We start from the raw sequence: 6,763 nt of genomic DNA on the forward strand, positions 1-6,763 counted from the left end.
AGTCACGCTCCCTCCGTGACATCAAGAATTGCCTGCTCGAGAATAGTCATCATCTCATCCAATTCATCGTCAGTAGACGCTAACGGCGGCATAAACACAATTACATTGCCGAGGGGACGCAGCAGCATTCCCAACTCCCTGCATCGCCGGCAGACGCGAATCCCCACCCGGTCTTCCCAGGGAAATTCCTCTTTGGTCTCTTTGTCCGCAACAAGCTCGACCCCGACCATCAGCCCTTTTTGTCGGATATCTCCCACATGTTTCCGTGCGTAGAACTTGGATAGCCTTTGCGAAACATGTTCCGCTTTGCGGGCCACTTCCTGAACAAGATTGGTGTCCTGCATCAGCTTCAAATTCGCAAGGGCGACCGCGCACCCCAACTGATTGCCGGTATAGGAATGGCCGTGGAAGAAAGTTTTCTTCTCTTCGTAATCTCCCAGAAAAGCTTCGTACACATCGTCGGTCGTCAACGTGGCCGCAAGCGGCAGGTACCCGCCCGTAATCCCTTTTGCAACCGCCATAATGTCGGGAGTAACGCCGTCATGTTCGCAGGCAAACATTTTCCCGGTTCGCCCGAATCCGACCGCCACTTCATCGGCGATCAGCAAAACATTATACCGGTCGCACAATTCCCGGAGCTGCCGCATGTATCCGTCGGGCATTACGATAATCCCGCTCGCCCCTTGTACAACAGGCTCAACAATCATGGCTGCAATCTGATCCGCCTTCTCTTTTAAAAGCGACTCTGTTTCTTGCAGACAAAGCTCTGCACACCGGTCCCCATGAGGACTCCGGTAAGCATAAGGATAAGAAGCGCGATAAGCGGGAAACAGAAGCGATGAGTACGCTTTGTGATAAATGTCGATTGCCCCGACTGATACGGCACCGATTGTATCCCCGTGATACGCTTCCTTCATTGTGATGAACCCTTTTTTCTCCGGTCTGCCCTTATGCCGCCAATACTGAAAAGCCATTTTCACCGCGATTTCAACCGCTTCCGCGCCTGAATCGGAGTAGAACACTTTGTTCAATCCCGGAGGGGTCAGCTCCACAAGCTGCTCCGCCAATAAAATTGCCGGTACGTTTGCCATGCCCAGCAGAGTGGAGTGGGCGATTTTCCCTAGCTGTTCCTGTATCGCTTTGTCCAATTCCGGAACCCTGTGCCCGTGCACGTTTAACCAGATTGAAGAGACGCCGTCCCAATACTCGTTCCCGTTCACGTCTCGCAGCTTTCTGCCCCGGCCGCTCTCAATAATCAGCGGGTCATCCGCCAGATAGTCCTTCATTTGTGTAAACGGATGCCAGAGAAACTGTTTGTTTTTGGCTGCCAACATTTCGTATGTAATCTCCATCGGCTCTCCCCCCGATCTTCAAACCAAAAAGTTAACCTATTTCATAAATCAAGTTGACAATTTGATGATACCATTGCATGATTTTCTTAAGCAAGCAAAATTATTGGCTTGCGCATGGATGCGCTGATGCCGACGTCGCGACACGGATGTCGCGGTTTTAGTCGGCCTTCCTCTATGTCGATAGGACAATATTCATATTTCCTATCGAAAAATCTGGTGATAGGACGATCCCTATGCATTCACAGATCAAGATGAAAGATAAGTTTTTATCCGAGTTGGAACAGTTGAAAAGAATCTCGCAGAAACGGGAGCTGGCGGAAGTCGAACAGGCGGAACATCCATGGTTGTACAAGAACGGAAAGCGATTATTGAATCTGGCCTCCAACAACTACCTGGGATTGGCGGGGCATGAACGCCTGAAAAAAGCGGCCTGTGATGCAACCGATACTTACGGCTGCGGATCTACAGCTTCCCGTCTGATCGTCGGGAACCATCCTGTTTACCGGCTGGCGGAAGAAGCTCTTGTAAACTGGAAGGGCACTCAAGCAGGGTTAATATTTAACAGCGGTTATACAGCAAACGTCGGCATCATTTCCAGCTTGATCGGAAGAGACGGGATCGTATTCAGCGACAAACTGAATCACGCAAGCATTGTGGACGGGGTTCTGATCAGCCGGGCTGAGCATCAACGGTATCGTCACAATGATTTGAATCATCTGGAATCATTGCTGCAAAAAGCTCCACTTGAAAAAAATAAGCTGATTGTAACCGATGCGGTCTTCAGCATGGACGGTGATTTTGCAGATTTAAAAGGATTGGTGGAGTTAAAGGAGCGGTACAATGCGATTTTAATGGTGGATGAAGCCCACAGCAGCGGCATTTACGGTCCGCAGGGGCAAGGGTATGTCCACCATTTGGGCCTGGAGGATCAGGTTGACGTGCAAATGGGGACATTCAGCAAAGCTTTGGGCTGTTTTGGCGCTTATGTCGTGGGAAATCGATGGCTGATCGATTATTTGATCAATAAAGCCCGCAGTTTTATCTACACGACCGCTTTGCCGCCCGGCATACCCGCTTCGATCACGGAGGCCATCACCTTGGTTCGGGAGGATTCCAGCCGCAGAGAAACCTTACGGGATCACAGCCGCTTTTTTAGGCAGGAACTGGTACGCTTGGGATTTCATCTGTGCGGCAGTGAAACCCAGATTGTACCGATCTTGGTCGGTCCGAACGAGAAAACCGTGCTCTTTAGCGAAAAACTGCAGGAAATAGGAATTGCGGCCATCCCGGTAAGACCTCCGACAGTTCCGGAAAACCAGGCCCGCATCCGCTTTACTCTTATGGCAACCCATCACAGACAAGATCTAGCCGACGCTATTGCCAAGATTGCACAGGTCGGCCGGGATTTGGGGGTAATCCAATGAGCCGTACTCCGCTTCTTTTATTGCCGGGTTGGGGAATGCCGTCCTCGGTCTGGAAGCCATTGCTTCCCGAATTGGAACATTCATTTGAGCTTTTGTTTCTTGATTGGTGCGGTATCGATGATTTGCCAGGATTTCAGCGTCATGTCCTATCCGTCATTAACCGGAACTCATTGGAGCGATTTTCATTAATGGGCTGGTCATTGGGGAGCTTGGCCGCGTTACAGGTCGCTGCTATGTATCCGTCACTTGTGGAGAATCTGATTCTGTTTGGAGCAACCAGCCAGTTCGTATTGGATGAAGAAGCATCACAACCTGCCGGTTGGCCGAAACGTATTGTGGAACGCATGAAACGTCAGCTGCCGAAGGATCGAACCCAAACACTGAATGCATTCTACCGTTCGATGTTTTCAGATGAAGAGAAACTTAAAGGACTGGATCAAATTTTTATCAACCGGATGCATGAGGATCAGCCGTATTCAGACGACGAATTGGTGGCCGGTCTCGATTACCTGACTGAAGCTTCTGCCAAGAAGGATTTGAATATGATCCAATCGCGGGTACTGCTCATTCATGGGGAGGCGGATCAGATTTGTCCGCCGGAAGCTTCCCGAATCATCGCCGGCGGGGTAACCGGACCCGTTCACTTGGAGGTACTGGCCAACACGGGGCACATTCCTTTTTTTACTCAGCCCCGACAATGTTTGTCCGTTATAAAGGAGGTGGTCAAACTATGATCACGGCTGGAATCGATAAACGGCTCTTGCAAAAACGGTTTAGTCAAAACGCAAAAACATACGATCAGTACGCCAACGTGCAAAAAAACATGGCAGGAAAATTAATGGATCTTGCACTCGGATCTTTTTCTGCAGCCGACTTCGATCAGGCGCGAGAATTGCGTATTTTGGAAATCGGCTGCGGAACGGGGTTTTTAACAAGTCAATTGCTCCGTCACTTTCCTGACGCTTCGGTTACTGCCGTGGATCTGGCACCGGGGATGATTGAGATTGCAAAACAACGGATCGCAGAGGCACCGGTTGACTTTCGTGTCGGCGATATTGAAGAAATGGAGCTTGACGACACCTACGACCTGATTATTTCCAATGCGACTTTCCAGTGGTTGAATCAATTGCCGTGTACCGTAAAACGGTTGTTTGACGTTTTACAACCGCAGGGAGTCCTTTTATTCTCAACGTTCGGCCCGCGCACTTTTGAAGAACTCCACACCTCCTTTCAACTAGCTCAGCGGCGGTTCGGCTTACCCGATCAAGACAGGCCCGGCCAATCTTTTTACAGTTCTTCTGAATTGAAAAAACAGGTTTCGGATGCTTTGGATCCCTGTGATTATGCAATTGAACTGTCAGAATCCCTGGAGGTGGAAAGATTTCACTCGGTCCGCGACTTCTTGACCTCTGTAAAAAAAATAGGGGCCAGCAACAGCAATGCCGGACCGCATTGTCAACGGCCCGGCGTAATGAAAGCAATGATCGCGATTTACGATCGGCAGTACCGGCAGGAAGATACGATTCCCGCGACTTACCATGCGATTTTTATGAAAATCGGTAAACTCTAAGCGTCTTTGAGGAACAGTTCTTCTAAAACGGAGGAGAGTCCGTTATTCTCATTGGTATCGGTTATTCGGTCCGCTACTTTTTTCAAGAGAGGATTTGCGTTTCCCATCGCGATTCCAAGCCCGGCCCACCGGATCATTTCGATATCGTTCTCTTCATCTCCAAACGCGATTACATGTTCCCTGTCAATTCCCAGGGCGGAGGCGACGATCATCAGTCCCGTCGCTTTCGATACGTCCGCTTTTACCACTTCAATGACATCATATGGAGCGCTCCAGTACCGGTGAGCCACCAGTCCTTTATATCCCTCATTTAAAGTTTCCCGCAGAGGCTCAATATTGTCCTTCGAGGTTCGGATCAAAATACTGGTGGGATGCTCCAGCAGGTAAGACTCAATGGGTCCGACCCCTTTCGGAGGGCTGCCATCCCCCAAAAAATGAATCAGATCGTCAACCTGCTCCACGTAAAAACTATCCTTTACTTCGATCATTACATTCTCAACGTCAAATCGCTTGCATTCTTCCACAATCTCCATTGCGACCTCTCGATCCAGCGGGAAGTGAACATCACTTCTGGGATTGGATGGATCATGCACAAGTCCGCCGTTAAAGTTGATCAAGGGTGTAGTTAATCCCAGTTCACGGTGATAGTTCACACTGCTCCGAGGCGGGCGTCCTGTAGCAATCACTACTTCATGCCCCAGCTCCTTCACCCGTTTGATCGCTTCCTTCGTTTGTGCAGCAATAGTCTTATTGTTGGTTAAAGTCGTACCGTCCAAATCGATAGCAATTAAGCTGCGCTTCATGGCTGGGTCCCCTCTCCCTTGCGTGCCTTTGCCATAATGTATCGTGCAGAACTGAAAGAGTCAAGTAATCGCAAAGTTCTTAAAAATAATGTATCAATCTTCCAATATGCGGACATAAAGATAGTATAAACGGCATTTTGGAGGGATACCTAGTGGAAACAGTTGAGCGTTGGACAACGCGATCAGATGCATGGACACCCGAGGATGACAATCGACTCGCGGAGATCGTGTTGCGTCATATCCGGGAAGGCAGCACACAATTGAACGCTTTTGTGGAAGCCGCCAATCTTCTCGGACGGACTCCGGCAGCCTGCGGATATAGATGGAACGGCGTGGTGAGACGAAATTTCACCGACGACATCAAGCAGGCGAAACAGGAAAAGAAAAATCACGCTGCCCTGAAAGGACATTTTTCACGCCGCCGCCCGTGGGCACCCGATTTGGAGGATACCTCTATTGACGGTATTATCCGGGCCTTGAAACAGCATGAACGACTGTTCTATGAAATTCAGGACCGAAATCGGGAACTCCAGGAGCGTGTCAATTCCCTGCAGCAAGAATTGGAGCAGCTCCAGTTCGAAAATCGGAAATTGCGCGACCGGAACGGTTTTGCCGCAAACGGTGGAGAGCTGCTTTCGGAGGATTCGAAAACCCTGTTGGCAATCATGGAGCGCGCCCGCAAACTGTTGGAAGCGGAAGAGAAGTAAAAGCACCCATCAAAGTGACGTCGGCTTTGTAGCTTATTCCGAGTACTTTGATGGGGACCCGAAGAGCATTAGCACAAGTCCTCTTAGACATTTGGGCCCCACCAAAGTGTTGTCACTTTGGTGGGTAGACTGTTGTGCCAAGTCGTGCCTTGAGAATGGGGACCCGGAAAAACGGGAAGTTCAAAAGTTCGCAATTGAATGGAGACAGCTGACAGCCTTTTCGGTTGCCAGCTGTTTTTTTTTTTCCATATTGCATAAAACCACTAACCAGTCTTAGTTTTGTTTTCCCTCGCCATACCCGAATACCATGGGTTCTCTTCTCTAAAACCAACACGAATTCTTATTTTCTTTTAAAAAATCTGTAAATGAAAAAAACTACAAACGCTAATCCAACTATTAACACAAATTGAAACCAAGCGACTGAAAAATCAAAAGTCATTTGAATAATCACTATCCTGTTCTGTTTTTTAAAAAATTTTTCAGACTTGAAAATATTTAGGAAGATTTTCTGCATCTGGCGTAGAATTGGACAATCGTAGTATAAATTTACCATAATAGGAGGTATTTGTGTTGAGGAAGTTGCTAAGTTTGTTTATGGTTCTTTTTATCGCCCTTACCGCGGGAGTTTCTGGTGCTAGCGCTCAGTCAGACACACTCACCAATGAAGAGTGGCAAACTCTGGCGAGTCTCAAAAAAGATTTGGCAGATAGTTCCCAAAAGATTCAACAGCTCGTCATAAGCGGGAAAGAACACGAGGCTGAAAATCTTCCGAAGGTTCAAGAAGCCAAGAAAACTTTGGAAAGCAATCCAAAGTTGTACGCTAAATTTATTTCAGAAGGAGTGGAATCCGGAGAAAAACCGCTGAGAATGGCGTAGATGGGCATCGTACGAAGCGAACGAACCCAGT

General features: G+C 48.6%; 7 protein-coding genes. 5 read left to right on the plus strand and 2 right to left on the minus strand.

The window, feature by feature from the left end; genetic code table 11:
- Nucleotides 1–2: 2 nt before the first annotated feature.
- The gene (gene bioA / locus ACFO8Q_RS09730) at nucleotides 3–1,352 is read right to left on the minus strand and encodes an adenosylmethionine--8-amino-7-oxononanoate transaminase (protein ID WP_380025581.1); all 1,350 of its coding nucleotides are present in this window, start codon (nucleotides 1,350–1,352) and stop codon (nucleotides 3–5) included.
- A gap of 251 nt (nucleotides 1,353–1,603) precedes the next feature.
- Here bioA and bioF point away from each other — a divergent pair, with 251 nt between their 5' ends.
- Genes bioF through bioC form a run of 3 tightly spaced genes read left to right on the plus strand, consistent with a single transcriptional unit; the run spans nucleotide 1,604 to nucleotide 4,346 of the window.
- On the plus strand, nucleotides 1,604–2,776 hold the full coding sequence (bioF, locus tag ACFO8Q_RS09735; protein ID WP_380025587.1) for an 8-amino-7-oxononanoate synthase: 1,173 nt from the start codon (nucleotides 1,604–1,606) through the stop codon (nucleotides 2,774–2,776).
- Nucleotides 2,773–3,510 (plus strand): alpha/beta fold hydrolase, encoded by a 738-nt coding sequence (locus ACFO8Q_RS09740; RefSeq protein ID WP_380025582.1) that lies wholly within the window; start codon nucleotides 2,773–2,775, stop codon nucleotides 3,508–3,510. The genes bioF and ACFO8Q_RS09740 overlap by 4 nt, the downstream gene beginning before the upstream one ends.
- Nucleotides 3,507–4,346: a malonyl-ACP O-methyltransferase BioC gene (gene bioC / locus ACFO8Q_RS09745; RefSeq protein WP_380025583.1), complete on the plus strand. Its 840-nt coding sequence runs from the start codon at nucleotides 3,507–3,509 to the stop codon at nucleotides 4,344–4,346. The genes ACFO8Q_RS09740 and bioC overlap by 4 nt, the downstream gene beginning before the upstream one ends.
- On the opposite strand, the gene ACFO8Q_RS09750 is transcribed toward bioC, so the two are convergent.
- Nucleotides 4,343–5,149: a Cof-type HAD-IIB family hydrolase gene (locus ACFO8Q_RS09750; protein WP_380025584.1), complete on the minus strand. Its 807-nt coding sequence runs from the start codon at nucleotides 5,147–5,149 to the stop codon at nucleotides 4,343–4,345. The two genes, bioC and ACFO8Q_RS09750, sit on opposite strands and share 4 nt — an antisense overlap.
- A gap of 152 nt (nucleotides 5,150–5,301) precedes the next feature.
- On the opposite strand from ACFO8Q_RS09750, the gene ACFO8Q_RS09755 reads away from it, so the two are divergent.
- Together ACFO8Q_RS09755 and ACFO8Q_RS09760 are read left to right on the plus strand one after the other, a co-directional pair.
- Complete coding sequence (locus ACFO8Q_RS09755) at nucleotides 5,302–5,856, plus strand: RsfA family transcriptional regulator (protein ID WP_380025585.1); 555 nt, start codon at nucleotides 5,302–5,304, stop codon at nucleotides 5,854–5,856.
- A 570-nt stretch (nucleotides 5,857–6,426) separates the two neighbouring features.
- On the plus strand, nucleotides 6,427–6,732 hold the full coding sequence (locus ACFO8Q_RS09760) for a hypothetical protein (protein WP_380025586.1): 306 nt from the start codon (nucleotides 6,427–6,429) through the stop codon (nucleotides 6,730–6,732).
- The last annotated feature ends 31 nt before the right edge of the window (nucleotides 6,733–6,763 follow it).

Origin of the sequence: Effusibacillus consociatus, assembly GCF_042652925.1 — a bacterium.
In the GTDB taxonomy this organism is placed as follows: Bacteria; Bacillota; Bacilli; order Tumebacillales; family Effusibacillaceae; genus Effusibacillus; species Effusibacillus consociatus.